At 72.8% G+C, this 24,526-nt stretch carries 18 protein-coding genes; 11 read left to right on the top strand and 7 right to left on the bottom strand.

The features are described 5' to 3' along the window. Position 1: 1 nt before the first annotated feature. Genes ABZ404_RS04025 through ABZ404_RS04035 form a run of 3 tightly spaced genes read left to right on the top strand, consistent with a single transcriptional unit; the run spans position 2 to position 3,203 of the window. The gene (locus tag ABZ404_RS04025; protein WP_358831641.1) at positions 2-790 is read left to right on the top strand and encodes an alpha/beta fold hydrolase; all 789 of its coding nucleotides are present in this window, start codon (positions 2-4) and stop codon (positions 788-790) included. Beyond that, positions 787-1,965 (top strand): acyl-CoA dehydrogenase family protein, encoded by a 1,179-nt coding sequence (locus tag ABZ404_RS04030; RefSeq protein ID WP_358831642.1) that lies wholly within the window; start codon positions 787-789, stop codon positions 1,963-1,965. Before ABZ404_RS04025 ends, ABZ404_RS04030 begins: the two co-directional genes overlap by 4 nt. Further along, complete coding sequence (locus ABZ404_RS04035) at positions 1,962-3,203, top strand: benzoate/H(+) symporter BenE family transporter (protein WP_358831643.1); 1,242 nt, start codon at positions 1,962-1,964, stop codon at positions 3,201-3,203. The genes ABZ404_RS04030 and ABZ404_RS04035 overlap by 4 nt, the downstream gene beginning before the upstream one ends. A gap of 21 nt (positions 3,204-3,224) precedes the next feature. Here ABZ404_RS04035 and ABZ404_RS04040 read toward each other — a convergent pair whose 3' ends face one another. After that, positions 3,225-4,370, bottom strand: coding sequence for an SRPBCC family protein (locus tag ABZ404_RS04040; RefSeq protein ID WP_358831644.1), 1,146 nt, complete (start codon positions 4,368-4,370; stop codon positions 3,225-3,227). A 209-nt stretch (positions 4,371-4,579) separates the two neighbouring features. On the opposite strand from ABZ404_RS04040, the gene ABZ404_RS04045 reads away from it, so the two are divergent. After that, the gene (locus tag ABZ404_RS04045) at positions 4,580-5,893 is read left to right on the top strand and encodes a cation:proton antiporter (RefSeq protein WP_358831645.1); all 1,314 of its coding nucleotides are present in this window, start codon (positions 4,580-4,582) and stop codon (positions 5,891-5,893) included. A 246-nt stretch (positions 5,894-6,139) separates the two neighbouring features. Beyond that, the gene (locus ABZ404_RS04050) at positions 6,140-7,876 is read left to right on the top strand and encodes a serine/threonine-protein kinase (protein WP_358831646.1); all 1,737 of its coding nucleotides are present in this window, start codon (positions 6,140-6,142) and stop codon (positions 7,874-7,876) included. A 59-nt stretch (positions 7,877-7,935) separates the two neighbouring features. Here the strand turns inward: ABZ404_RS04050 and ABZ404_RS04055 are convergent, their stop codons facing one another. Next, the gene (locus ABZ404_RS04055) at positions 7,936-9,075 is read right to left on the bottom strand and encodes a PAS domain S-box protein (RefSeq protein WP_358831647.1); all 1,140 of its coding nucleotides are present in this window, start codon (positions 9,073-9,075) and stop codon (positions 7,936-7,938) included. Between the two features lie 369 nt (positions 9,076-9,444). On the opposite strand from ABZ404_RS04055, the gene ABZ404_RS04060 reads away from it, so the two are divergent. The 3 genes from ABZ404_RS04060 to ABZ404_RS04070 are packed head-to-tail and all read left to right on the top strand — an operon-like array spanning position 9,445 to position 14,197. Beyond that, positions 9,445-10,815: an ATP-grasp domain-containing protein gene (locus ABZ404_RS04060; RefSeq protein WP_358831648.1), complete on the top strand. Its 1,371-nt coding sequence runs from the start codon at positions 9,445-9,447 to the stop codon at positions 10,813-10,815. Further along, a complete protein-coding gene (locus tag ABZ404_RS04065; RefSeq protein ID WP_358831649.1) occupies positions 10,812-12,818 on the top strand; it encodes a PEP/pyruvate-binding domain-containing protein in 2,007 nt (668 codons plus the stop codon). The genes ABZ404_RS04060 and ABZ404_RS04065 overlap by 4 nt, the downstream gene beginning before the upstream one ends. Beyond that, positions 12,815-14,197: an MFS transporter gene (locus ABZ404_RS04070; RefSeq protein WP_358831650.1), complete on the top strand. Its 1,383-nt coding sequence runs from the start codon at positions 12,815-12,817 to the stop codon at positions 14,195-14,197. The genes ABZ404_RS04065 and ABZ404_RS04070 overlap by 4 nt, the downstream gene beginning before the upstream one ends. A 22-nt stretch (positions 14,198-14,219) precedes the next feature. Here ABZ404_RS04070 and ABZ404_RS04075 read toward each other — a convergent pair whose 3' ends face one another. The 3 genes from ABZ404_RS04075 to ABZ404_RS04085 form a co-directional block, all read right to left on the bottom strand. After that, positions 14,220-14,843 carry a hypothetical protein gene (locus ABZ404_RS04075; protein WP_358831651.1) on the bottom strand — a complete coding sequence of 208 codons (624 nt, stop codon included), beginning with the start codon at positions 14,841-14,843 and terminating at the stop codon, positions 14,220-14,222. A gap of 196 nt (positions 14,844-15,039) precedes the next feature. Then, on the bottom strand, positions 15,040-16,401 hold the full coding sequence (locus ABZ404_RS04080) for a phosphatase PAP2 family protein (protein WP_358831652.1): 1,362 nt from the start codon (positions 16,399-16,401) through the stop codon (positions 15,040-15,042). A gap of 330 nt (positions 16,402-16,731) precedes the next feature. Then, positions 16,732-17,934, bottom strand: a complete 1,203-nt coding sequence (locus tag ABZ404_RS04085) for a magnesium and cobalt transport protein CorA (RefSeq protein WP_358831706.1) — start codon at positions 17,932-17,934, stop codon at positions 16,732-16,734. A 275-nt stretch (positions 17,935-18,209) separates the two neighbouring features. Between ABZ404_RS04085 and ABZ404_RS04090 the strand changes: the two genes are divergently transcribed. Beyond that, positions 18,210-19,358 (top strand): winged helix DNA-binding domain-containing protein, encoded by a 1,149-nt coding sequence (locus ABZ404_RS04090; RefSeq protein ID WP_358831653.1) that lies wholly within the window; start codon positions 18,210-18,212, stop codon positions 19,356-19,358. Between the two features lie 45 nt (positions 19,359-19,403). Here ABZ404_RS04090 and ABZ404_RS04095 read toward each other — a convergent pair whose 3' ends face one another. Further along, on the bottom strand, positions 19,404-19,859 hold the full coding sequence (locus ABZ404_RS04095; RefSeq protein ID WP_358831654.1) for an SAV_915 family protein: 456 nt from the start codon (positions 19,857-19,859) through the stop codon (positions 19,404-19,406). 417 nt (positions 19,860-20,276) lie between these two features. On the opposite strand from ABZ404_RS04095, the gene ABZ404_RS04100 reads away from it, so the two are divergent. Beyond that, a complete protein-coding gene (locus ABZ404_RS04100; RefSeq protein WP_358831655.1) occupies positions 20,277-21,965 on the top strand; it encodes an AMP-binding protein in 1,689 nt (562 codons plus the stop codon). Then, positions 21,962-23,569 (top strand): AMP-binding protein, encoded by a 1,608-nt coding sequence (locus ABZ404_RS04105; protein ID WP_358831656.1) that lies wholly within the window; start codon positions 21,962-21,964, stop codon positions 23,567-23,569. Before ABZ404_RS04100 ends, ABZ404_RS04105 begins: the two co-directional genes overlap by 4 nt. 84 nt (positions 23,570-23,653) lie before the next feature. Here ABZ404_RS04105 and ABZ404_RS04110 read toward each other — a convergent pair whose 3' ends face one another. Then, positions 23,654-24,343: a hypothetical protein gene (locus ABZ404_RS04110; RefSeq protein WP_358831707.1), complete on the bottom strand. Its 690-nt coding sequence runs from the start codon at positions 24,341-24,343 to the stop codon at positions 23,654-23,656. Between the last annotated feature and the right edge of the window lie 183 nt (positions 24,344-24,526).

The following is a 24,526-nucleotide window of genomic DNA, read 5'->3' on the forward strand; positions in this document are numbered from 1 at the left end:
CGTGCGCCCGACGCCCCGTGCCGCCGCGCCGCCCCGGACCCCGGCGGGCGAGCCGTTCGCCCGGTTCTCCGGCGACGCCCCGGCCGCCCTGCGGCTGTTCTGCTTCCCGTACGCGGGCGGCGGCACCCAGGTCTTCCGCGACTGGCGGACACGGGTGCCGCCGAGCGTGGCGGTGACCGGTATCCGGCTGCCGGGACGCGAACAGCGCTTCCGGGAGAAGCCGTTCGACTCCTGGCCGCAGGCGCTCGGGGCGCTCGCCGAGACCCTGGCCCCCGAGACCGCGCGCGGGCCGTACGCCTTCTTCGGCCACAGCCTGGGCGCCCGCCTCGCCTACGAACTCACCCACCGGCTCATCGCCGAGGGCCACCGCCCGCCCGAGCTCCTGGTCGTCTCGGCGTGCCGGGCGCCGGGCGTGCCGGCACGCACCCCGCCCATGCACACCATGGACGGGCCCACCCTGCACCGGCGGCTGCGCGAGATGAACGGCGTCCCGCCCGAAGTCCTCGCCAGCCGCGCCCTCATGACGCTCCTGGAACCGGTGCTTCGCGCCGATCTGCGGCTCGCCGAGACCTGGCAGCCCACGCCCGGGCGGATCTCCGCGCCGATCCTCGCGCTGTGCGGCGAGGACGACGACATCGACCCGTACGAGTCCATGGTGGCCTGGAAGCACCACACCACCGGGGAGTTCACGATCCGCGCCTTTCCCGCCGGGCACTTCTTCCTGCGCGACGAGGAGGAGGCCGTGCTCGCGACGGTCTGCGGACGGCTGGGGCCGGGGGACGTGCGATGACCGACCTGCTGAGCGATCCCTCGGCTCACCTCACCCCCGTGCACGAGGAGTTCCGCGCCTCCGTCCGTACGTTCTTCCGCAAGGAGGTCGTGCCGTACGCGGCGGAGTGGGAGCGGCGCCGCGCGATGCCCCGCTCGGCCTGGCACGCCTTCGCCGCCGAGGGCCTCCTCGGCCTCAACCACCCCCCGTCCGTGGGCGGCGCCGGACTCGACCTCTTCCACTCGGTGGTCTTCCTGGAGGAGCTGGGCCGCGCCGGGTTCGGGGGAGTGCGGTTCGCGGTGGCGCTCCACGCCTACATGGGTACGAGCTATCTCGCCACCAACGGCTCGCCCGAGCTCCAGCAGCGCTATCTGCGCCCGGCCGTGGCGGGCGACCTGATCGCGGGCCTGGCGATCACCGAACCGCAGGCGGGCTCGGACCTCGGACGGCTGGAGGCGACGGCCGTCGAGGACGGCGACCATCTGGTGGTCGACGCCGAGAAGCGCTTCGTCGTCAACGGCGGCTTCGCGGACTTCTTCGTCACGGCGGTACGGACCGGCGAGCCCCGGTCCCGCGCGGGTCGGAGTCATCTGTCCCTGCTGGTCGTGGACCGCGCCGCCGAGGGGGTCCACGTCCGGCCCAACGACTCGATCGCCTGGCGTGCCTGCGCGATGGCGGACGTGAGCATGCGCGGGGTGCGGGTGCCCAAGGAGAACATGATCGGCCGCCGCAACTCCGGCTTCGTCCAGATCATGAAGAACATGCAGCTGGAGCGGCTCGCCGCGGGGATCTCGGCGGTCGGGGACGCGGCCCACTGCCTGGATTTGACGTGGCGGCACCTCAAGGGCCGCGCCATGTTCGGCTCGACGCTCAGCGCCCAGCAGGCCGTCCGCCACACGATGGCCGATCTGCTCACCGAAGTGGAGGCGGCCCGTCGGCTCACCCACCACGCGGCCTGGAGTTACGCCCGCGACCCGCTGTCGATCACGGCCTGCTCGATGGCTAAGCTCAAGGCCACCGAAGTGGCCCGGACCGTGGCCGAGGAGTGCCGCCATCTGCACGGCTCCGAGGGCTTCCGGGAGGGCGCGCCGATCGTCCAGACCGTGCATGACGCCCAAGCCGCCACCGTCGCCGCCGGAGCGAGCGAGGTCATGCGCGACATCGTCGTACAGAGCGGATACGAGGAGTTGCCGTGACCACGTCCGAGACGGAGGCGACGGGCGCCGGCGGTCCACCGAGCCCCGGACCCGGTCCGGTGCGGCCCCCTGGCCTGGCGTCCGAGCTGGTCAGGGCCGGGACGGTCGGGCTGATCGCCGCGTTCGTGGGCTTCTCCAGCTCGTTCGCGATCGTCCTTGAAGGCCTCACCCGGGTCGGCGCGAGCCGCGCCGAGGCGGCGTCCGGGCTGATGGCGCTCTCCGTCGCGATGGGCGCCTGCGCGATCTTCCTCAGTCTGCGGCTGCGGATGCCGGTCAGCGTGGCCTGGTCGACGCCCGGCGCGGCGCTGCTCGCCGGCGCGGCCACGGTCGACGGCGGATTCGCCGCCGCGGTCGGCGCGTTCCTCGTCGCCGCCGCGCTGATCGTGGTCACCGGACTGTGGAAACCGCTCGGCCGTGCCGTCTCAGCCATCCCGAAACCCCTGGCCAACGCCATGCTCGCGGGCATCCTGCTGCCGCTGTGCCTGGCCCCCGCCAAGGCCGTCCAGGAGAAACCGGCGCTGGGCCTGGCGATCGTCGGCGTCTGGGCCGTGGTGGGCGCCTTCCGGAAGCTGTACGCGGTCCCGGCGGCGGTCGTCGTCGCGGTGGTCCTGATCACCGCGACCACCCACATATCCGCCGCCGACCTCGGCCCCCTGTGGCCCGAACCGGTCCTGGTCACCCCCCACTTCACCGCGGCGGCCGTGATCGGGATCGCGCTTCCGCTGTACGTGGTGACGATGGCCTCGCAGAACATCCCGGGCATCGCGGTCCTGAACGTCAACGGCTACGAGCCCGAGCCGGGCCCGCTGTTCGGCTGGACCGGCGCCTTCGGCCTGGTCGCGGCGCCCTTCGGCGGTCACGCCGTCAACCTCGCGGCGATCACCGCCGCCCTGTGCGCCGACGAGAACGCCGGCCCCGACCCGCGCAAGCGCTACCGGGCGGCGGCCATCGGCGGCGGCGCCTACATCCTGCTCGGCCTGGGCGCGGGAGCGGCGGTCGCGTTCGTCGGCGCGGCCCCGCCCACCCTGATCGAGGCGGTGGCAGGCCTCGCGCTGCTGGGCGCGCTCGGCAACTCGCTGGTGGGAGCGGTCACCGACCCGGGCGACCGGGAGGCGGCGGTGGTCACGCTGGTGGTGACCGTGTCGGGCGTGCAGTTCTTCGGGATCAGCGGCGCGTTCTGGGGTCTGCTGGCCGGGGGCGCGCTGTACGCGGCGAAGAGGCGGCTGCCCGCGAAGTGAGGCACCACGGCCGGCGTGCGCTCACCGGTCCGGGAAGAGATGCGCCTCGATCGCCTCGTTGTACTTTTGGAGCGCGAACTCCTGCGTACCGAAGCAGTGTTCCTCGTGGGCGCCGCTGGTCAGGCCGATCTGGATCTCCCGGTAGATCTCCAGGTCCTCGTACTGCACCTGATACGTCAGCTGCCGGTTCTCCTCCCACTGCGCGGCACTGCCCTCGCCCACCGATCCCCTCGGCACGATGAGACGCAGTTTCACGAGCGTACGGGTCGGGCCGAGCGGGTGGCTGGTGATCCACAGGAAGTGGTCCGACTGGTGCAGCACCGTCTCGTTCGGGAAAATCGTGTGGATCACGTTCGCCACCGACAGCAGACGCCGTTCGGAGCGTTCCGTCCTCGTGATGAAGTTTATCGACCGCTTGGGCAGGATCGAGCGGAGATGGGGCCCGAACGCGTCGAAGAAGAACGTGCTGTTCTCGAAGAGCGGGTTGGCGCTCTTCGCATGCAGGAACGGGAAGTGGTAGCCCTCGAGCGTGCCTTCCACGACCAGTTTCCAATTGATCTCCCATTCCTGGCTCTCGGCGCCGTAGATCTCGTACGACGCCAGATCGAGATCCGCGATGTCGGGCCGGAAGTCGCCCAGGAACGCGTCGAGGTCGGCGCGGCCCGGATTCTCCTCGGGCATCAGCCAGACGAATCCGTACGCCTCCACCGCCGGGAGCGCCACCAGATTGCGCTTCCCCCGCTCGACTCCGGGGAAGCAGCGCGGGCTCGGGATCGCGGCGAGGGTACCGTCCAGGTCATAGCGCCAGGCGTGATAACCGCAGGTGAACTGTTTGCGCAAGCCGGACGGCTCCTTCTCCAGACGCGCCCCGCGGTGCCGGCAGGCGTTGAGGAGGACATGCGCCACACCGTCCTGGTCGCGGCTGACGATCAGCGGCCTGCCGAAATGCTCCAGGGTCGTGAAGGCGCCCGGTCCGGGAATCTCCGAGGTGTGCACCAGCATCGAGGGCAACCGGGTGAAAATGCGGTCGAGTTCCGCCCGGTACCACTGCGGGGAGTGATAGCGGTCTACACTCACCCGGGTGTCCGAGTCGGTCAGCGGGAGCCGTTTGTCGCGCAGATGCTCCAGGGCACGGTCGAGAATCCGGAGTTCCTCGTCGCGATCCATCCGTCAACTCCCTCCAAGTCCCGCACGCACAGAGGTGATCATCGGGCGGGGTTCGGGTGCGGCGCAATTCTATAGGGGTTCCTTTGTGGTGACGAGGGTTGTTCAATGTCAAAAAAAGCGCGGTTGAACGGCGGTTGTGCCGATCGGTGAATCGCCGGTAGAACGGCGGGACAGCGGAACACCCTGCGGCCCGACAGGAGTGCCTCGACGTGCCGACGCATCGCGTACTCGCCCAAGCCGGGGCACCCCCCACCGCACGGTTCCTCCTCGCCCTCGCCGTCGTCCTCGCCGTGGCGTTCGCGCTGTCCCGGCTGGCCCGGCGGCTGCGGCAGCCCGCGGTGATGGGCGAGATCGTCGGCGGCATCCTGCTCGGCCCCAGCCTCCTCTCCCTCCTGCCGGGCCACCTGGAGACCAGGCTGGTCCCGCCCTCGACCCTGCCCTCCCTCCACCTCCTCTCCCAACTGGGCCTGGTCCTCTTCATGTTCGGCGTCGGCTACCAGTTCGACCTCCGGCATCTGCGCACCCCCAGCGCGAAACGGCAGGTGGCGGCGGTCTCGCTGACCTCGGTGGCGCTGCCCTTCGGGCTCGGCGTGGGCCTCGGGTACGGGATGCACTCCTGGCTCGACCAGTCCGAGCTCCGGACGCACGGGCCGCTGGGCCCGGCGCTCTTCCTCGGCGCGGCGCTGTCCATCACCGCCTTCCCCGTCCTCGCCCGCATCCTGGCCGAACGCGGCCTGTACAAGGACCCGTTGGGCGCGCTCTCCCTCGCCTGCGCGGCGGTCCAGGACTTCCTCGCCTGGTGCATCCTGGCCGCGGTGGTCGTGGTGGTCCGCGCGAGCGGGCCGTGGCCGCTGGCCCGGATGGTGCTGGAGTCGGCTCTGCTGCTCGCCGCGCTCGTCCTGCTCGTACGCCCGGGCCTGGCCTGGCTCCTCGACCCGGCCAGGCCGTGGGCGGGCCCCGCGCTCACCCACGCCGTCCTCGTCGTCGGCGTCCTGCTGACGGCCGTCGCCACCGAGGAGATCGGCCTGCACGCCGTCTTCGGCGCGTTCGCCTTCGGGGCGGTCGTCCCGCACCGCCACATCGACGAGAGCGCCCCGCAGGTGCCCGAGCGGATCGAGCAGACCAGCCTGCTGCTCCTGCCGGTCTTCTTCACCGTCACCGGCATGTCCGTGGACGTCTCCGGCCTCGGCGCCCGGGGCCTGGTCATGACGGGGGCCGTCGTGGTGGCGGCCTGCGCCGGCAAGTTCACCGGCGCGTTCGGCGCGGCCCGCCTGACCGGCGCGACCCCCCGCGAGGCGACGGCCCTCGGGGTGCTCCTGAACTGCCGGGGGCTGACCGAACTGGTCATCCTCAACGTGGGCCTGGGCCTGGGCGTCATCGATACGCGCCTGTTCACGGCGATGGTGCTGATGGCGGTCGCCACGACCCTGATGACGGGCCCGCTCCTGGAACGGGTCCGCCCGTCGCGGCCCCCGGCCCCCCGGGGCACACCCGCGGACCGACCGCTCCACGACCCGGCCTGACGCCGCCGTCAGGTTCCTCTCCGCCCAGGCCGCGGCGACATCACACAGGCCGGACCATGGGTGTCCGGCTCGCGGCGATCATCACGGAGACCACCATCCGCGCCGCCGGAGGGCGCGTGGGGCGCGGGCTTCGATAGGCTCGGCGCCGTAAGCGCCGGGTAAAGGGATATGCGGGGGCAAACAGTGTCGGATCAGCAGCATCAGTCGAGCCATGGCGGAACGGACGGGCCCGCGGCGGATGCGGGAGTGTTCCAGCCGCTGGCCGAGGACGACCCGCGTTCCGTGGCCGGATATCTGCTCAGCGCCCGGCTCGGCGCCGGCGGCATGGGCAAGGTGTACCTCTCCTACACGCCCGGCGGGCGTCCCGTCGCCATCAAGGTGATCCGGCCCGAGTTCGCCGAGGACCCCGACTTCCGCCGCCGCTTCCAGCAGGAGGTGCGGGCCGCGCAGCGGGTGCAGGGCCTCTACACCGCGCCCGTGGTCGACAGCGACACCGACGGCCCGCACCCGTGGCTGGCCACGGCCTACGTCCAGGGGCCCTCCCTGCACGCGGCCGTCGCCGCCCACGGCGCGATGCCGGTGGGCACCGTGCTGCTCCTGGTGGCCGGGATCGCCGAGGCGCTCCAGGTCATCCACCAGGCGGGCATCGTCCACCGCGACCTCAAGCCGTCCAACGTGCTGCTCGCGGTCGACGGGCCCCGCGTCATCGACTTCGGCATCGCCCGCGCCGCGGACGCCACCGCGCTCACCGGCACCGGCGTCAGCGTCGGCACCCCGTCCTTCATGTCGCCCGAGCAGGCGGCCGGGACGAGCTGCACGGCGGCGACCGACGTCTTCGCGCTCGGCCAGATCGCGGTCTTCGCCGCGACGGGCTCCGCGGCCTTCGGCGACGGTTCCTCGCACGCCGTCCTCTACCGCATCGTGCACGAGGACCCGGACCTGTCCCGCCTCCCGGACGAGCTGCGCGAGATCGTCACCGCCTGCCTCAGCAAGGACCCGGCCCGCCGGCCGTCCCCCGCCCAGGTCATCGAGGCGTGCGGCCGGGCCTCCCAGGACCCGGCGCTGCGCCGCCCGGAGGGCTGGCTGCCCTCCTCGTACGCGGCCGACCTCACCCAGGCGGCCGCCCCGACCCCGCCTCCGCAGCCCGCCCACCCGCCGACGCAGGCGTCCCCGGCCACGCCCCCGGCGTACCCCCCGACGCAGGCCGCCCCGCACACCCCGCCCGCGCACCCGCCGACCCAGCCCGCCTATCCGCGGCCCGTACAGCCCTACCCCGCACAACCCCACTCCGTACAGCCGCAGTACGTCCACCCGCCCGCCCCCGGGACCGTCACGGACCGTTCGCCGGGGGCGGGGCCGGCGCAGCCGGCCCGCAAGCGGAACCGGGCCGTGCTGGTCGTCGCGGTCGCGGTCGCCGCCGCGCTCGTCGGCGTCGGCGGATACCTGGTCAGCCAGCTCTCCGACGGCGACTCGAACGCGGACAAGCCCACCCAGGGGGGCAGCGACAAGAACAGCTCCCAGCCCGGCAGTTCCACCCCGGGAACCGGCGCCGGCGGCGCGAAGAGCAAGCCCCCGGCGACGCCGCAGGGGGCCGTGTACAAGAACATCAGCATCACCCGCGGGTACTCGGTGAAGTTCGCCGACGAGCCGCCCCAGCCGCAGAAGATGGACGTGTTCTACGAGGGCGACTTCGGCTACGCGGAGGACATCATCAACGGGGACGCCCTCGCCACCAACCAGTCCAAGAACACCATGGCCCTGCTGGAGCCCGGCGAGCCCGGAACCCTGGACGGCTGCCGCTCCAACACCCGGTACACCACGTCGATCACGAAGGACAAGGTCGGCAAGGGTGCCCGCATCTGCGTGAAGACCGGCTCCGGGCACTACGGCCTGGTCACCGTGCTCGGCTTCGCACCGAAGGAGTCGGCGAGCCAGTTCGTCGGCGTGGACCTCACGGTGTGGCGCAACGTCCCCACGTCCTGAACGAGCGGGGGCCGGGCGGCGGGCGCGGCCCCCGGCCCCGCGCCCGGGGCCCCTCGCCGTCAGGCCGGGCTCAGCGGATGGGCCGCCGTGGCCGAGCGCGGCGGCCAGGCGCGCGGGGCCAGGATGCCGAGCACATAGGCGCGGGCGACGAGGGCCGGGCGGGTCGCCGCGCCCAGGAGGTCCCGCAGACGGCTGAGGTGGTAGTCGACCGTCTGCCGGGACAGCTTCAGCGAGGTGGCGATCTCGCCGTTGCTGCTCCCCGCCGCCAGCAGCGACAGGATGCGGACCTGCGCGGGGGTCAGTGACGGATGGGCCTCGTGGGCGAGGCTCTGGTGGGTGACGACGGCCCACACGTGCCGGGCCCGCGCGGCGGAGTGGCCGACCGTCGTCAGATGGATCTGCGCGCGGCGCTGCCGGCCCCGGGTGTCGAGCAGCACCGCCGAGGTCTCCACCCGTCTGGTGCGGCGCGCTATGAGCCCGTCCCACCTGCGGTGCAGCCGCTCCAGCCCCGGGTCGGGGGCGAGCAGGGTGTGCGCGCGGCGCCCGACCAGCTCGGGCAGGCTGAGATGGAACAGCTCGGCCGCCGCCGTGCTCGCCTCGACCACCCGCCCGTTCGCCGACAGCAGCGCGCAGGGCAGACCGCTGTGGTCGCGCAGCGCCTGGAGGCTGTCCTCGGCCGCCTGCCACTGGAGCATCGCGCGCAGCCGGTCGGTGATGTCCACGTAGATCCCGGCGACGCAGGTCCGCGCGTTCTCCCGGACGGGGAACCGGTGGCCCACCGCCCGTCCCGCGCTACCGTCCGGACGCCGGTAGTCCAGGGTGTGGCGCACCGGCGTCCCCCGGCTGAGGACCTCCTGGTCCAGGGCGCGGAAGTGGACGGCCTCGGCGGGTGCGTCGAAGTCCTCGATGTACTTGCCGACGAGTTTGTCCGGAACGGTCCCGTAGAGGTGCGCGTAGGCGTGGTTGGCCCACAGGTAGCGGCCCTCGCCGTCGCGGATGAACGCGGCGGCCGGGGCGAGGTCCGCGAGACCCGCGAAGGCGGCGTACCGGCGCGGCAGCCCGGGACGGGCGTCGGCCTGCGCCGTGCCCGGGTCGGCGAAGATCCCGCCGCCCCGCTCCCGCACCTGCCACGGCTCGTCGACCTCCCCCCAGAACACCGGGAAATGTTCGAGCAGCGCCTTCAGACTGGCGTCTTCCACAGCGGTCCCTCCCTCCCTGTGCGACCCGTACGTCACTGGCTGACGCAGAGTCACAACGCGATGCGTATCCCGTCCCGATCCCGCGCATGCTCGGTTCTCGGCCGAAGTGACGGCCGCCCCCGCACCCCTCGCCGCCCCCGTCCACCACCCCGAACAGGAGTCGGTATTCAGGCATTTGCCTGAATACCGGATGGCCCTGATGGCGTTTGGAACGCCGGTCGCGTGGTCCTCTTGAGTAAGCGGGTGAACACGCCCCGAACACGACCGGGCGGCTTTCCCGCACCCGGCACGCATCACCGATCCGTACGACGCCCCGTACGCCCCCCGCGTACAGCCGTTACGGACACGGACGAATGGAGACGAACTTCAGTGAGCAAGGTGCTGTTAGTGCATGCCAAGGGTGGTCCGCCGCTCGGTCACGTCCTGTCCCGGACGGCCGCGAGGGCGGAAGTGCACCTGCTGGCGCTCAGCGCTCTTCCTCCCGTCGTGGCGGACTCCGCCCGGAGACTGTGTGCCTCGGTCGTGACGGCCGACGCGCACCGCTCCGACCTGGTCTCGTTGATCGTCTCACGGGCCCGGACCGTGGGCGCGGACGCGGTGCTCACCTTCTCCGAGTACGCGGTCGTCGCCGTCGCCGAAGCCTGCGAGGCGCTCGGTCTCGCGGGGCCCGGCGCCGCCTCCGAGCTCGCCCGCGACAAGCGCCTGATGCGCCGCACCTGGCGCGAACACGGCTTGTCGCAGCCCGAGTTCCGCTCCGTCGCCACGGAGGCCGACCTCTACGAGGCGGCCCGCGCACTGCCCTTCCCGCTGCTCCTGAAAGCGGCCTGGAGCGCGGGCTCCACCGCGCACCAGATCATCCGCTCCCCGCACGAGGTCTCCGCCGCCTGGCGCCGCTCGCGCGAAGTGATGGCCGAGTCCGCCCAGTTGGGGTACGCGGAGCTGCATGTGGCCGAGGCCCAGGGGCACTACGTCGTCGAGCAGATCGTGACCGGCACCGCCTCCGACTGGTTCGACGACCCCGGCTGGGGCGACTACGTCAGCGTCGAGGGCGTCGTCGCCGGCGGTGTCTTCCACCCGGTCTGCCTCAGCGGCCGGATGCCCACGGTCGAGCCGTTCACCGAGCGCGCGAGCATCACCCCCGCCCTGCTCTCGGCGGACGCCCAGGACCGTGTCGTGGCGTTCGCGCGGCAGGCCGTCGACGCCCTGGGCCTGCGCGACTGCGGCACGCACACCGAGATCAAGCTCGGCGCGGACGGGCGCATGTGGCTGATCGAGACGGCCGCCCGGTTCGGCGGCGCGATGACGGTGCCGCAGATCGAGGACGTCTTCGGACTCGACCTCGTCGGTATGCTCGTCGACCACCTCCTGGGCCGCCCGGTCGCATGGCCCGAGCAGGCCCTCACCCCCGCCGACGCGCACGGCGCGGCCGGCTCCCTCGTCGTCCTCGCGGTCGACGGCAGCGGCGAGGCCTGGCGCGACCGCAGGGTCTGGGACTTCCCGGCCGTCGCCGAGCGGGTGACCCTCAGCCGGGGCAGCGAGCTGTCGGTGGTCGCGGAGAGCTCCCTCCCGGACGGCAGCGTCGTCCCCGTCTACGACCCGGCCGCGGGCGCCAACACCATGGCGGCCCTGTGCCTGCTCTCCGCCACCGACGCGCGCACGGTCCTGCGCGACTTCGAAGCGCTGGTCGACGCGCTGCCGCGGGTCCTGCCCGCCGTACGACCCGAGGAGGTCTCCGTATGACCGCCCTGCTCACCGGAGCCGCCGAACCGGCCCTGGACCGTACGGTCGTCGGCGAGAACCTCTCCCTGCCGCTCTTCCGCACCCTCTCCGGGGTCCTGGCCGGCCACCCCTACCTCAAGGTCGTCGTCGACCGCGCCGAGAACACCTGGCACCTCCTCGACACGGCGGCGCACCCCTTCCACGTCAACTACATCGCCACCCGCGTCCTCGGCATGACCCTGGAAGAGCTGGACGCGGACCTGGACGGCTTCAACGCCTCCGTCTACATGGACCCCGACCGCCGCTTCCTGCTCGGCGTGCTCTCCCTGCACACCGACGAGGACGCCGAGGCCCGGGGGCGCACCTTCCTCGTCCTGGAGACGACCGAGGCCGACACCATGGACGGCCCCCTCCTGGAGTTCTTCTACGAGTACGTGCGCGAACGGGTCGACGGACGGCTCCCCCTCCTGCTCAAACCCGCCAACCACGGCCAGGAGGAGGAGCTGGCGGCGATCAGCGAACGGCGTGTCCCGCGCATCCTGAGCCACGAGCTCTTCGGCTCCAGGACCCGCACCCCGCTCAACCCCGGCGAGGTCACCGGACGGCTGCGCTACTTCCGTACCCACGAGGAGTACGCGGCGGCCGAGGCCGAGCTCGGCTGGGCGGACATCGTGGCCATGCCGTGCCTGCCGGACGACGTGCCCCGGGTGGCCGGGTTCCTCAACACCGCCCCCATCACCCCGCTCTCGCACACCAACGTGCTGGCCTCCGGCTGGGGCATACCCAACGCCATCGTGCTCGACCTCGACCAGCTCGTCGAGCGGGACGGCCTCGACGGCGCCTGGGTGCGCTACCGGGTGGGGGAGGACGAGATAGCGCTGGAGCGGCTGGAGGACGAGCCGGACCTGCGCGCCCCCGCCTGGCACCAGCAGCGCATACGCCTGGCGCCGCCACTGCTCGAAGACGCGCCCGTGCTGTCCCTGCACCGGCTGCGCGCCGCGGACCGCGACCGGTACGGCACCAAGGCGGCCAACCTCGGCGAGCTGCACCACGTCCTGGACAGCCGCACCGCCGACCTGACCGCCTTCTACGGACGCCCCCGCCCGCCCCGCGACGACCTCTACGGCCACCTCGCCACCCGCCTCGGCCTCAGCTCCGCCTCCACGGGCGAACTGCGCTCCGCGGCGGCCGGCTTCGTGGCCCGGACGGTCGGCGCCCCCGAGGGCGTGGCGCTCCCCTTCTCCCTCCAGCAGCACTTCCTCGCCTCCTCGCCCGCCATCCAGCAGGGCATCGGCAAGCTCAAGATGGCCCTCGAACTCGACGCCACCGACGTCCTGGACCCGATCTGCCTGCAACTGCAGCAGCTGATCCGGCACACCCCCGTGCCCGAGTCCGTCACCCGGCAGATCACCCAGGCCTTCGCGATCCCGCCGGACGCCCACGGCCGCCTGGTCGTGCGCTCCTCCTCCAACGCCGAGGACCTCCCCGGCTTCTCAGCGGCGGGCGTCTACGACTCCGTCACCACCGTCCACGGCACCGGCGAACTCCTGGACGCGGTACGCCAGGTGTGGGCCTCCCTGGTGTCGCCCCGCAGCGTGCGCCTGCGCCACCAGGTCGGGATCTCCCTCGACGACACCTACATGGGCGTGATCATCCAGGAGTACGTGCCGGCCTCCATCGGCGGCGTCCTGGTGACCTGCGACCCGACCCGCCGCGAGGACTTCCGCAACGTCTACCTCAACTGCTCGCCCGGCTCCCCGGAGCGCGTGGTCGAGGGCTCGGTGCTGCCGCAGCAGTACCTCTACAACGTGGTGGAGGGCGGTGGCCGCACGGTCGCCCTGGGCTCCTGGGGCGACGGGCTGCCCGCCGCCACCCGCGCCCGGCTCGCGGACCTCTCGCTGACCGGGCGGCTGCTCCAGTCGCACTTCAGCGCGGACGACCTGGACCGGCCGCTGGACATCGAGTGGCTGATGACGGAGCGGGGCGACTTCCGGCTGGTCCAGATCCGCCCCTACGCGCTGTGAGCGCGGGCCTCGCGGACGCGCCCCCCGGCAAGGGGGCGCTGACGCCCGCCGCCCGCCGGATCATCCGCCTCAACTACGGCTTCCAGCTGCTGTTCAACCTGCTGTGGTGGATGCCGGTGTTCTACGCGTACCAGAAGGAGGCCGGGCTCTCGGACGGCCAGATCTTCGGTATCCAGAGCATCTACTACGTGGCGTTCTGCCTGTTCGAGATCCCCACCGGCCTGATCGCCGACCGGATCGGCACCCGCAACTGCCTGCGGGCCGGGGCGGTGGTGATGACGGCGGCGAACCTGGCGCCGGTGGTCGCCGCCTCGTACACCGGCTTCCTGGTCCACTTCCTCGCCATCGCGCTGGGCCGTTCCCTGACCTCGGGAGCGGCGAGCGCCTATCTGTACGACGGGCTGCGGGCCGAGAAGTGCGACGCGCACTATCTGAAGGCGGAGGGCACCGCTCGGGCCCTGGGCCTGGCGGCGAAGGTCGTCTGCTGGCCGCTGGTCGGCCCCCTGATGAGCCTCGCCCACGCGGCCCCGTACGTCCTCAGCGCCGCCAGCGCCGCGGGCTCGCTGGTCTGCGCCGTCGCCCTGCCCCGGCTCGCCGGAACGGGCACCCGTACGGAGAAGGCGACCGGCCGCGGGGACGGCGGGCGCCGGGGCGGCGCGTTCCTGCGGGACGCGGGCGCCGCCCTGCGCTGCGTGGTGTCCTCGCCGTGGCTGGCCCTGGTGATGGTGCAGGGCGTGGCGGTCTTCACGCTCTCCCGGATCTGCCAGGTCAACCTCTTCCAGCCGATCCTGCTGGACCACGGGGTGGGGGAGGCCTCGCACGGCTCGGTGCTGGCGGCGATGACGGTCGCGGAGGCGATCGGCTCGGCGCGCCCCCAGTGGCTGAGCCGCCGGCTGCCCCCGGTGGCCTGGGTGTCGGTGCTCAGCCTGGCGCTGGCGGGCACCCTGGCGGCCATGACGCTCGGCGGCCCCTGGGCGGTCGTCGCCCTGCTCTGCCTGTTCGCCGCGGCGACCGGCTTCGCGTACCCGGTGCAGCGCAAGCTGATGAACGACGCCGTACCCGCCGGCGCCCCGCGCGCCACGCTGCTCTCGATCGAGAGCCTCGTGGACCGCGCGGTGTGCGCCCTGGCGGCGGTGGCGGTCGGCGCCTACGTCTCCGCCGGCCGCCTGGACGCCCTGCTGTGGCACAGCGCGCTGGCGACCGTGGTGCTGCTCGGCGTGGTCCAGCTGCTGCTGCGCAGCCGGGCGGTGGGCCGGGACCGCGCCGGGGCGGGAACCCCGGCGGCGGACCCGAAGGACACGGACAGGTCGGACGACCGCCCTGCCGACGAGGCGGTACGGGTGACGGGAGGAGGCGTACGCAGGCCCCCGGGCGCCTAGCCGTGCCGCGCTCGGAGGCGGCTCAGAGCGGCCACCGCCGAAGGAGTTCGACGAACCCGACCGGCAGGAACGCCGGCCGTCGGGGCTGCCCCACCTGGTAGGGCAGATACCCCAGCGAGCCGGCGACCTGCACCTCCTGGGCCGTCTCCGCCTGGTAGACGACGCGGCACCGTCCCGAGTCGGCCTTCGCGCGCTGCCACAGGGCGGGCGCGGGCTTGCGCTCCGCGTCGGTACGGGGGGTGAGGATCCGGTCGCCGAAGTCGCCCCAGGCGAAGGGCGCGGAGTCCCGCCAGGCGGTGTCGACCTCCTTCTTCAGTCTGGCGGCACGCTCGGCGTCGGTCGCGCCCCACGTGGGCGGGACGTTGGTGATCAGACCGATGCCGATGTGGCGCAGGCGCAGGGAGCGCAGATAGGCGGCCGCGCCGGGCTGGTAGCCGATGCCGCCGTCGTCGGCGGTGTGGACGAGGGTCTCGCCCAGGTCGAACCAGACGACGGGGCAGGCACGCGCGGGACCCAGGGGCGCCTCCGCCCGCACGTCTGTGGGCGCTGCCGCGCTCATGGCCGTGCAGAGCACGGTGGACGCCAGGGCCGCACCGAGCGCGAGGCCCGCTCGGCGGCCCCGGCCGGTGGAGGTGGATCGGTTCATGGCGTCGTCACCCTTCGTTTTCGTCCAGTGCGTACTACGAGGATGCGCGATTGTCCGGTCCATGACACATAAAGACGCGAATTCGCTGGGCCGCGTCCACCGGAACTCCGGTGTGGCTCCGTCCGTGTTCTCGGTGTTCTCGGTGTGATCCGTGTGCTCCGTGTGCTCCGTGTGCTCCGTGAGTGCGTGCCCCGCCTCAGACGAGCTCGGGCTGCGGTCCCGCCACGAGCGCGGGCGCCGCCTTCGGCTCCCACTCCCTGGTGGTCCGCAGGTACCCGTAGACCACGGAGGCCAGCGCCAGAAGGAGGAGGGGCCCGAACACCCATGGATGCGCGGCCATCCGCATCGGCAGCCAGCGGTACGACACGAGGAGCGCGGCGAAGACCGCCGTGCCGTAGGCGACGAGCTGGACGCCGGACCGGTCCCAGCCGCGGTCGTACGTACGCAGCCCCGCCTCGACGGTGAGCGCGAAGACCAGACCGGCGACGAGGTCCACGCCGTAGTGATAGCCGAACCCGAGGGTGGCCGTGAGCGTGGCCACCAGCCAGAACGTCCCCGCGTACCGCATCGGCCGGGGAGCCTGGCGGGAGTGGATGAAGATCGCGGTGGCCCACGCGGTGTGCAGGCTGGGCATGCAGTTGCGCGGGGTGAGTCCGTCGTACAGCACGGGGTGCGGGGTGGTGATCGGCGCGGGGGTGTGCGGCCACAGGTTGGCCACCGCCCACTCCACACCGCCGGTGCCGGAGGCGCCCGGGCCGTAGGCGAAGACCGGCCCGACCACCGGGAAGACCATGTAGACGGCCGGCCCGAGGAGGCCGATCACCAGGAAGGTGCGCACGAGGTGGTGGCGGGGGAAGCGGCGCTCGGCGGCCACGTTGCGCAGCTGGTACACGGCGACGACGATCGCGGCCACCGCGAGCTCGCCGTAGACGAAGTGGAGGAGATGCGAGCCGACCGAGCCGGTGGCCTCGACGGCCCGGCCCACCAGCCACGACGGGCTGCCCAGCGCGTGGTCGGCCATGGCCACGTAGGGGTCGAGCACCTTCGGGCGGCTCTTCGACGTGATGAACAGCCAGGCGTCACCGGTCTTGCGCCCGGCCACCAGCAGCAGCCCCAGGCCGACACCCTTGAGCAGCAGGACGCGTTCCGGCCCGGTCCGCCGCGTCAGCGCGAAGACCGCGCAGCCCAGCATGACCCACAACGCGCCATTGCCGAACAAGTGCCCCTCGGGCACCTCGGCCCCTGCGGCCCACCGCCCCAGGACGAAGAGGACGTCGATCCCGATGGCGGCTCCGAGCGCGATGAACCGCTGCCGCCAGGTGAGCACCACCATCATCAGCGCCAGCCCGCCGTAGAGCGGCCCCGGCTTCGGCGGGAACACGACCTCCCGCGCCTGGACGGTGATCGGCCCCGACGCACCGTAGTGACGTGACATGACCTCCACGGCGAGCAGGAACCCGAGGGTGATCACACCCGCCACGGCCCACAGAACCACGCGCGGCCGGCGCCAGGGGCGCCTGGGGTCGGACGTGGAGCTGCGGTCTATTCGCGAGGACATCTGCGAGATTATAGGTATCAACGGTTCGGCCGACTTTGCTGGTGCTGACGGTGGGGCGCCACCCTCCGCACGGGGCGGATGAGCCGCGGGCTGGTCGCGGGGTCGATCATCCCACCGGGGCGGCGGGCGGTTACGGCCGGTCTCGCCGATCGAAGACGACGTACGGGCTCACGCACCTGCCCCATGGTCGCCGTTACACACCCACGACCTCCTCTTCGCGACCTGGGCGACTTCGGACTCACCCTGTGCCGGACCAGCCCCAGGAGGAAAGAGCCGCATCCCGTGACCGCGATGCCCTTCTCCCGACGATCAGGGCACTCCCGCTCGCGGCTACAGCCAGTCCCGCCGTTTGAAGATGAAGTACAGGCTCACGCACACGGCGGCCATCAGCAGGATCGCGAAGGGGTAGCCGGCTGCCCACTTCAGTTCCGGCATGGTCTCGAAGTTCATGCCGTAGATGGTCCCGACCAGGGTCGGGGCGAACAGGATCGCCGCCCACGACGAGATCTTCTTGATCTCCTCGTTCTGCTCGAAGCCCGCCTCCGCCAGGGCCCGCATCTCCGCGTTCTGCTGCTGGGTCACCAGGGTCGCGTTGACCGTGAGGATCTCCGTGAGGGCCTGGCGGAAGCCGTCGACGCGTTCGCTGGTGTGGGTGACGTGGTCGGCCACGTCGCGGAGGTAGCGTTGGAGTTCCTCGTCCGTGCGGTACTTGGCGAAGCCCGCCATGAGGCCGTGGAGCATGCCGACCAGGGGGCGCGTGGCGCGCTGGAACTCCACCATCTCGCGGGAGAGTTCGTAGATGCGGCGGGACACCTCGGGGTCGCCCCGGAAGACCTCCGTCTCGATCTCGTCGATGTCGTTCTGGACACCGGAGACGACCGGGGCGTACCCGTCCACCACCGCGTCCAGGATCGCGTACAGCACCGCCTCCGGGCCCAGGGCCAGCAGCTCGGGGGTCTCCTCCATGCGGCGCCGTACCGCCGAGAGGTCGGGGGCGGCGCCGTGGCGGACGGTGATGAGGAAGTCGCGGCCGATGAAGACGTGCAGCTCGCCGAAGTCGACCTCCTCCGGCGCGTCCAGATAGCGGGCCGCGCGCAGCACCACGAAGAGGGTCTCGCCGTACCGTTCCAGCTTGGGGCGCTGGTGGGCCTCCAGCGCGTCCTCGACCGCCAGCGGGTGCAGGTCGAACTCCTCGGCCAGGGAGTGCAGTTCGGACTCCGACGGGCGGTGCAGGCCGATCCACGCCATGCCGTCGGGGGTCTCGCGCAGCCGGCGGAAGGTCTCCGCGAGGGTGTCGGGGGACGAGACCCGGCGGCCGTCCCGGTACAGCGCCGAATCCACCACGCTGCGGTGGTCGTTCCGTACGGGATCGGCGGCGTCCGGAGTCGTGGGCGTCGGGGGCGGTGGCGCCGGAGCGCTCGGCGGCGGGGGCGGCTGGCGTCGCCAGGCGTGCTTCCTGCGGGGTGCGGAGCCCTCCGGGCCCCGTCCCCGGCCGGGAGGCTCGGAGGCTGCGGAAGGCGCGGGCCTGTCCAGGTGTCTTCCCCTCTGCGACGCGTCGGACCTTTCCGGGTCCCTTCCCCGGTCGGTCATGGCCCCACCTCCCGCACCGTCCGCCGCCCGAACCGTCTCGTCCCGTCTCGCCCTGCCCGTCCCGGTGCAGAATATACGGACTAAATGGCGCAGGCTTGGCGTTTCGGACACCCATGGGGATGCCATCGGGGGCGCACACATCGCGCTCATCGCGCCCATCGCCCCTACCGCGCCCATCGCGGACAGGATCTGTCCTCCATGCGCGCTAGCGTGCCCGTATGGCCTCACCGACCACCACCCTCCGTGCCCTCAACCGCGCCACTCTCGACCGCCAGCACCTCCTGCGCCGCACCTCCGCGCTCTCGCCGAAGGACGCCGTCGCGCATCTCGTCGGGCTCCAGGCGCAGAACGTGAAGCCGCCCTACTTCGCGCTCTGGTCCCGTCTCGCCGGGTTCCGGCCCGAGCAGCTCTCCGCGCTCATCGAGTCCCGCGAGCTCGTACGGATCGTGACCCTGCGCTCCACCATCCACCTCCACACCGCCGACGACGTCCTCACCCTGCGCCCGCTCGTCCAGGCGGCCCGCGACCGCGAGCTCAAGCAGTTCCGGGGGCAGCTGGAGGGTGTGGACCTGGAGCGGCTCGCCGGGATCGCGCGGGCGCTGGTCGAGGAGCGGCCGTACACGATGAAGGAGCTGCGGGACGTCCTCGGCCGGGAGTGGCCGGACGCCACGCCCACCGCGCTCTCCCTCGCCGCGCGCTGTGTGCTGCCGCTCGTGCAGGTCACCCCGCGCGGGCTGTGGGGCCGCAGCGGCCAGGTCGCGCTCACCACCGCCGAGCACTGGCTGGGTCGGGCGCCGGGGCCGGTCCCGGCGCCCGACGACACCGTGCTGCGCTATCTCGCCGCCTTCGGGCCCGCCTCCGTCAAGGACATGCAGACCTGGGCGGGACTGACCCGCCTGGGCGAGGTCTTCGACCGGCTGCGCCCCCGGCTCCTCACCTTCCGCGACGAGAACGGCGTCGAGCTCTTCGACCTCCCGGACGCGCCCCGCCCCGACGAGGGCACCCCGGCCCCGCCGCGCTTCCTGCCCGAGTTCGACAACCTGCTGCTGTCGCACGCCGACCGTACGCGGGTGATCCCGGCCGCGTACTGGGGGCGTACCTGGAAGGGCAGCCAGGCCTTTCCCACCCTGCTCGTGGACGGCTTCCTCGCCGGGGTGTGGCGCCTGGAGGAGAAGCCGAAGGAGGGGCGTGCCGTGCTCACCGTCCAGCCGTTCGGGACGCTGGGGCGGGCCCGGCGCGCCGAGGTGGCCGAGGAGGGCGAACGGCTGCTCGCCGCGATGACCCCGGCCGGCCTCACCTCGTACGACGTCCGCTTCGAGGAGGAGGAAGGGGAGGCGGGGGAGGCGGGGAAGGAGGGGAGGAGGTGACGGGTGGTTCCCGGTTGCCTCCTCCCTGCGTCCGCGAGGCAGGCGTCAGTTGACCAGAGCCGGGGCCGCCGTGACAGCCGTCCCCACGGGCGCCACCGCGCTCGCCGCGCTCGTCGCACCCGTCGCGCGCCCCGCATCGCCCATGTGCAGGTGGGGGTCCCAGCCGCCCCGGCGCGGGCAGGGCTGGCCGAGCGGTTCGGCGCGTATGGCCGCCGGCGACGGGGCCGTCATGTGCGGGTCGACCGTCACCGTGGTCACGCCGAGCGGCGCCGCCAGCGAGCGCAGCGCGGGCTCCGCCAGCCGGATCCAGCGCTGGCCGGGCCCGAGCACCGCGTACAGCCGCTCGGGACTGGTGAAGCCGACGGCGGTCCGTACGCCCAGCGGGGTGCGCCAGAACCGCAGCTGGCGTCCCCCGGCGGAGCCGAGCCGGACCGGTACGTACAGCGGCGCCGCCGGGCGGCGTTCGTCGGGGTCGGCTTCGTCGAGGGTGAGGGTGTCCATGGTGGTGTCCTCCGGTGGGGAAGTGCGGAGCCGGTCCGCGCGGGCCGGGCCCGTGCGGGGCGAGCCGCGCGGTCCGGGGCCGTGCGGTGCGGTGCGCCGTCGCGCCGCTGTGCGCGACGCGCTTCGACGTTATGCCCGCCCGGACCGCCGGAGGCCGCCTCCTGACGCCGTGTTGACCCCGTTCCGGCTGAATTTGACGGCTTCCTGGCACGCTCACCCGCAGCGCGTCTCCCCCGTTCGGGTTGGGGTCGGGCGGGTGGGCGAGGGGGAGGGGGCGCCAATCCGCCGGGGTCCCTGCCGGTCCCCGGGGGAGGGCGGAAGGGCGCGCGGGCTTCCCCCGCACCCCTCGGCGGGGGTAAAGAGACCTGGTCACGCACCGCACGGTGGTAGAGCGTGGCCAGGCAACGAGGAGGGCACATGGACGCACGTGGCGCCACGGAGGAGTTCCGGGCCGCACGGGACTTCCTGCTGGAGCACCGGGAGGACTACGCGACGGCCTGCCGGGGCTTCACCTGGCCGCGCCCCGAGCGGTTCAACTGGGCGCTCGACTGGTTCGACGTCATCGCCGAGGGCAACGCCGCCACCGCGCTGCACATCGTCGAGGAGGACGGCAGCGAGACCACCCTCTCGTACGCCGAGATGTCCCTGCGCTCGGACCAGGTCGCCAACTGGCTGCGCGACCGGGGCGTACGGGCCGGGGACCGGGTTCTCGTGATGCTCGGCAACCAGCAGGAACTGTGGATGACCGCGCTGGCCGCGATGAAGCTGCGGGCCGTCGTCATCCCCGCCACCCCGCTGCTGGGCCCCGCCGACCTGCGGGACCGGATCGAACGGGGGCGCGCCCGGCAGGTGATCGTACGGGCCGAGGACACCGCCAAGTTCGCCGACGTACCGGGGGATTACACCCGGATCGCCGTGAAGCCGCGCGGCGCCGACCCGGTTCCCGGATGGCTGGACTTCGACGACGCGTTCGGGACGCGGGCGCGGTTCGAGCCGGACGGGGACACCCTGGCCGACGACCCGCTGATGCTCTACTTCACCTCCGGCACCACGGCCCGCCCCAAGCTCGTCGAGCACACTCACGTCTCGTATCCCGTCGGCCACTTGGCCACCATGTACTGGATCGGTCTCCAGCCCGGCGACGTGCATCTGAACATCTCCTCGCCCGGCTGGGCCAAGCACGCCTGGTCGAACCTCTTCGCCCCGTGGAACGCCGAGGCCACCGTCTTCATCCACAACTACACGCGCTTCGACGCCGCCCGGCTCATGGCGGCGATGGACCGGGCGGGCGTCACCAGCTTCTGCGCGCCGCCCACGGTGTGGCGGATGCTGATCCAGGCGGACCTGAGCGCGCTGCGGAACCCGCCACGCGAGGTCGTCGCGGCCGGCGAGCCGCTCAACCCGGAGGTCATCGAGACGGTCCGGCGCGTCTGGGGCCGGGTCATCCGGGACGGCTTCGGGCAGACCGAGACGGCCGTGCAGGTGGCCAACACCCCGGGCCAGCCGCTCAAGACCGGGTCGATGGGCCGCCCGAGCCCCGGCTACCGGGTGGAGCTCCTGGACCCGGTGACCGGCGAGCCCGGCGCGGCCGAGGGCGAGATCGCCCTCGACCTCTCGGCCCGCCCGGTCGGGCTGATGACCGGCTACCACGGCGACCCGGAGCGTACGGCGGAGGCGATGGCCGGCGGCTACTACCGCACCGGCGACATCGGCTCCCGCGACGAGGACGGCTACATCACCTACGTGGGCCGCGCGGACGACGTCTTCAAGGCCTCCGACTACAAGATCAGCCCCTTCGAGCTGGAGAGCGCGCTCCTGGAGCACGAGGCGGTGGCGGAGGCGGCCGTCGTGCCCGCGCCGGATCCGCTGCGGCTCGCCGTGCCCAAGGCGTACGTCGTGCTGGCGGCGGGCTGGGAGCCCGGCCCGGACACCGCGAAGGTGCTGTTCGCGCACTCGCGCGCGGTCCTCGCCCCGTACAAGCGCATCCGCCGCATCGAGTTCGGCGAGCTGCCCAAGACGGTCTCCGGCAAGATCCGCCGCATCGAGCTGCGCGAGGCGACGGCGGCGGGCTCGACGGCCGAGTACGACGAGGGGGACCTGCGATGACCGCGCTCTCCTACGCCCACGGCACCAGCGGAACCCCGCTGCTCGGCGACACGATCGGGGCCGGTCTGGACCGGGCCGTCGCCGCCTGGCCGGACCGCGAGGCGCTGGTCGACGTGGAGTCCGGGCGGCGCTGGACGTACACGGAGTTCGCCGCGGCCGTCGACGAGCTGGCGCGCGGACTGCTCGGCAGCGGGGTCGCCCGGGGCGACCGGGTGGGCATCTGGGCGGTGAACTGCCCCGAGTGGGTGCTCACGCAGTACGCCACGGCGCGGATCGGCGCCGTCATGGTGAACATCAACCCGGCGTACCGGGCGCACGAACTCGCGTACGTCCTGAAGCAGGCCGGGATCTCGCTGCTGGTCGCCTCGCGGGCGCACCGCTCCAGCGACTACCGGGCGCTGGTGGAGCAGGCACGTCCGGAGTGTCCCGGGCTGCGGGCGGTGCACTACATCGGGGACGCTTCCTGGGACGCGCTGACGGCGGCGGGGAGTTCCGTGACGCGGGGTCAACTGGCGGCGCGCGCCGCCGAGTTGTCGTGCGACGACCCCATCAACATCCAGTACACCTCGGGGACCACCGGCTTCCCCAAGGGGGCGACGCTCTCCCACCACAACATCCTCAACAACGGCTACTTCGTGGGGGAGCTGCTCTCCTACGGCGACCAGGACCGGATCTGTGTGCCGGTGCCCTTCTACCACTGCTTCGGCATGGTGATGGGCAATCTCGCGGCCCTCTCGCACGGCGCCTGCGTGGTGATCCCGGCGCCGTCCTTCGACCCGGCGGCGACGCTGCGGGCGGTGGAACGGGAGCGGTGCACCTCGCTGTACGGGGTGCCGACGATGTTCATCGCGGAGCTCAACCTGCCGGACTTCGGCTCGTACGACCTGTCCTCGCTGCGTACCGGGATCATGGCGGGGTCGCCGTGCCCGGTCGAGGTGATGAAGCGGGTCGTCGCCGAGATGAACATGGCGGAGGTGTCCATCTGCTACGGCATGACGGAGACGTCCCCGGTCTCCACGCAGACACGCGTCGAGGACGACCTGGAGCGCAGGACCGGAACGGTGGGACGGGTGCTGCCGCACATCGAGGTCAAGGTGGTGGACCCGGTCACCGGCGTCACGGTGCCGCGCGGCGAGGCGGGCGAGCTGTGCACCCGCGGCTACAGCGTGATGCTCGGCTACTGGGACGAGCCCGGGCGGACCGCCGAGGCGATCGACGCGGGGCGGTGGATGCACACCGGGGACCTCGCGCTGATGCGCGAGGACGGGTACGTCCAGATCGTCGGCCGCATCAAGGACATGATCATCCGGGGTGGCGAGAACGTCTATCCGCGCGAGATCGAGGAGTTCCTCCACGCCCACCCGAAGATCGCGGACGTCCAGGTCGTGGGCGTGCCCGACGAGAGGTACGGCGAGGAGATCCTCGCGTGCGTGATCCCCCGCGACCCCGCGGATCCGCCCACGCTCGAGGAGATCGCGGAGTTCTGCCGCGACCGCCTGGCGCACTACAAGGTGCCGCGGCGGCTGCGGATCCTGGCGGAGTTCCCGATGACGGTGAGCGGCAAGGTGCGGAAGGTGGAGCTGAGGGAGGGGTACGGGGAGTAGCGCGGCGCGCCGGGCCCCCGTCCCGCCGCCGGTCTCGGGGGCACGAGGGGCGGCGGGGGCCCGGCGGCTCCCGCCGCCACTGGCTCAGGGGCCCGTCGCCACCAGCTCGTCCGCCGCGTCGTTGACCGGCTGGGGCGTGCCCGTCAGGTCCATCACGAACAGCGGCAGGGACAGCTCGTCGCCGCGGGCGCGGGCGTCCTTGGTGTATCCGGCGAGCGAGAAGTAGACGCCGGTGCAGGAGGTGCTCAGCGCGTTCAGCCACAGGCACTCGACCGCCCGCAGCGAAGCCGGTCGCGTGGTCGGGTCGACCTGGGCGACCAGGCCGGGGCCGCGCAGATCGATCCCGGAGGCGGGGCGTGCCTCGGACTGAAGGACGTCGCGGAAGCCGAGCCACTTCAGATAGAGCGCGGCGGCCGTCACCGCGTCCCTCGCGGTCCGGATCGTCACCGGCCGGAACGCCGGGCGCGGGGGAGCGGCGGTCGGCGGGACCGGGATGTGCAGGGGCAGCGGGGCGGGCGGGGCGCTGACCGGCTGGACCGGGATCCGCAGCACCGCGCCGCACGAGCACCCGAGCTCCGGCTGCGGCCACTGGTCCTGGCGCCCGCACGCCTCGCAGCGCACGACCACCCAGTCGTCGCTCCAGGTGCGGTGGGTGATCGGCTCGACCGCGCCTCCGCGCTGGAGCGGCGGTACGAGCGGGGCGCCGCAGGGGCAGGGGTAGGTGGTCGCGGCGTACCGGTGCTCGCGGCGGCAGACGGGGCAGCGCACCCCCAGGGTCTCGCGGCCGAGGCCGCCGCGGGGGTGGCCGGAGTCGGCGGGGCCACCGGGATAGCCGGAACCGTCCGCACCGCCGCCGCTGTACCCACCACCGTCGCCGTATCCGCCCCCATCGCCGTGCCCGCCGCCGCCGAGGTGTCCGGACGCGCCGGAGCCTTCCGCGCGTCCGCCGTGGGGCAT

It is taken from the genome of Streptomyces sp. NPDC005878, assembly GCF_040629815.1.
GTDB lineage: Bacteria > Actinomycetota > Actinomycetes > Streptomycetales > Streptomycetaceae > Streptomyces.